At 75.4% G+C, this 2,919-nt stretch carries 1 protein-coding gene; it reads left to right on the top strand.

The window, feature by feature from the left end; all coding sequences use genetic code 11:
- Positions 1–423: 423 nt before the first annotated feature.
- A partial coding sequence (gene lanKC / locus AAHZ94_RS31955) for a class III lanthionine synthetase LanKC (protein ID WP_349997206.1) occupies positions 424–2,919 on the top strand: 2,496 nt, incomplete at its 3' end.

The raw sequence follows: 2,919 nt of genomic DNA, 5'->3' as shown, positions 1-2,919 counted from the left end.
GGGGGGGGGCCCCCCGGCGCCCCCCCCCCCCCCCCCCCGGGGGCCCCGCGCCCCACCGGTACTGCGTCAAGTCGACACCCGTGCCCAGTCGACACCCGTGCCCCATCGGCACCGCGCCAAATGGGCACCCGCAAACGGGCTTTGCCGCCGCCCGCCGCCCCGCTGAAAGCTTCGCCCGCCGCCGCGCCGGGGCCGGCATCCGCACCCCCGGTCGCGACGCCGAAGCTCCGCCCGACACCGCGCCGAAGGCGCCCCGCCCCACCGCGCCGCAGGCGCCGCCCCGTACCGCTTCCGTACGGCGATTCCCCACCCGCGTCGCTAAGTTACTCATGCGTTCCGCATGGCCCTCTCGTGACGAATGCGACTGTCCGCAGCCCCGGGGTGGGTGCGACGCTCAAGTCATCGCCGCAGAGAGGGAGCGCTATGGACAAGCGATACGAGGTCTATTGCCTGGCCGACAGGTTCTTCTACGAGACCCCGGATCGCTTCACCCGTGCGCAGGAGCAAACCCCCGAAGCGCAGCCGGCCGACGGACAGCCGGAAGCGCTGCCGACGGCGCCGGACGCCGCGATGGAAGCCGGCACCGGAGCCGCAGCAGGAGCTGAATCGGGAGCCGAAGCCGGCACCGATGGCGCCCTGCGCGCGCCGCGCCCCGCGCGCGGTTCCCTCTTCGAGGCCGCGCAGCGCCCCGCCCCCGAGGGCTGGCGGCGGCAGCTCGTCGGCGACTGGCTGCACTACCACCCGGTGGACGGGGCCGGAGCGCCGCGCGTCGAACGGCCCTTGCAGGGGTGGAAGATCCACGTCTCGGCCTGTCTGGACAACGCGGACAAGACCGCGGCCAAGGTCTGGGACTACTGCGTGGCCAAGGAGTTGCCGTTCAAGCTGATTCCCGGGCCGAGCGCACTCCACCTGCGGAACTCCAAGTACGCCGGCCGCGGCTCCAGCGGGAAGTTCTTCACCCTCTACCCGCTCGACGAGGCCGAACTGCACACCACCCTCACCGCGTTGGGCGAACTCCTGGAGGGCGAGCCCGGCCCGTACGTCCTCAGCGACCTGCGCTGGGGAGAGGGCCCGCTGTACGTGCGGTACGGCGGCTTCGCCCCGCGGTACTGCGTGGACGACGCGGGCGCGCTGGTGCCGGCCATCGAGGACCCCACGACGGGGCAGTTGGTGCCGGACCGCCGCGACCCCGCCTTCCACACCCCGCCGTGGGTGCGGCTGCCGGAGTTCCTCGCCCCGCACCTCGCGGCGCGCAACGCGACGACCACGTCCGACCTGCCGTACCGCATCGAACGGGCGCTGCACTTCTCCAACGGCGGCGGGGTGTACGCGGGGACCGACACCCGCACCGGTGAGCAGGTCGTGCTCAAGGAGGCCAGGCCCTTCGCGGGGCTCGCCGCCGACGGGGCGGACGCCGTGCTGCGGCTCGAACGCGAGAGGACCGCCCTGGAGCGGCTGACCGGCCTCGGCGTGGCGCCCGGCGTGCGGGACTGGTTCGAACTCGGCGACCACCGCTTCCTGGTCATGGACTTCGTGCCGGGCCGGCCGCTGAACTCCTTCTTCGCCCAGCGCCACCCGCTGCTCGCGGTCGACCCCGACCCGGCGGCCGTCGCCGACTACACGGCCTGGGCGCTGCGGGTGCACGGCGCGGTGGAGACGGCCGTGGCCGCCGTGCACGGCCGGGGCGTGGTCTTCAACGACCTGCACATGTTCAACATCATGGTCGCGCCCGACGACGAGACGGTGCGGCTCATCGACTTCGAGGCCGCCGCCCACATCGACGAGGGACGGCGCCAGTCGCTGGCCCACCCCGGCTTCATGGCCCCGACCGACCGCCGCGGCTTCGCCGTCGACCACTACGCGCTCGCCTGTCTGCGGCTGGCCCTCTTCGTGCCGATGACCACACTGTTCGTCATGGACCGTGGCAAGGCGGCGCACCTGGCCGAGGTCATCGCCGACCGGTTCCCGGTCCCGGCCGCCTTCCTCGCGGAAGCGGTCGCGGTGATCGGGGGCACCGACGCCGAGGCGGCACCTTCCGCGGGAGCAGCGGCCGAGGCGGCTTCCGACGCCGCGCCTCCCGACGCCGTACGGCTCACCGTCGTACGGGGCGAAACCGCCGTACGAGACGACGCCGCCGTACAGGGCGAAACCGCCGTACGGGGCGACGCCGTGCCGACCACGAACGCGCCCGCGGCCCCTGGCCCGGAGCGCCGCGGATACCTGCCGGTCGAGCCGGCCGACTGGCCGCGCAGCCGGGACTCGATCGTGGCCGCGATGCTCGCCTCGGCCAGCCCCGACCGGGCCGACCGGCTCTTCCCCGGCGACGTCGCACAGTTCGGCGACGGCGGCGGACTCGGCGTCGCGCACGGCGCGGCCGGTGTGCTCTACGCCATGGACCAGGTGGGCGCCGCCCGCTACCCCGACGGCGAACAGTGGCTGCTCACCCACACCGACCCGCCCCCGCCGGGCACCCCGCTCGGCTTCTACGACGGGCTGATGGGCGTCGCGTACGTCCTGGACCGGCTCGGGCACCGCGACCGCGCGGTCGAACTCGCCGGCCGCGTCCTGGACGAGAACTGGCAACGCCTGGTGCCCGACCTGTACGGCGGCGTCGCCGGCGTCGGCCTCGCACTGGACGCGCTGGCCCGCTCCACCGGCGAGAGCGCCCTGCACGACCGGGCGCTGGAAGCCGCCGAACTCCTCGCCAGGCAGTACGAGCCGACACCGGACGCGGCCCCGGCCGCGGACGGCGACCAGCCGCCCACCACGGGTAGCGGCGGCCAGGCGGGCGCGGCCGGCCCGCCCCCGGGGCGCCCCCGGGGGCGCGGAGGGCCCGACGGCGCCGGCGGGCGGTTGCCGCGGGGGGTCGGACACCCCCGCCGCCCCCCCCCGGGGGGGCAGCGGGCGCGCGCCCGCGGG

The organism is Streptomyces sp. HSW2009 (assembly GCF_040240285.1).
Lineage (GTDB): Bacteria > Actinomycetota > Actinomycetes > Streptomycetales > Streptomycetaceae > Streptomyces.
The sequence above is the reverse complement of the archived record's forward strand: the minus strand, read 5'-3'. Positions and strand labels throughout refer to the sequence as shown.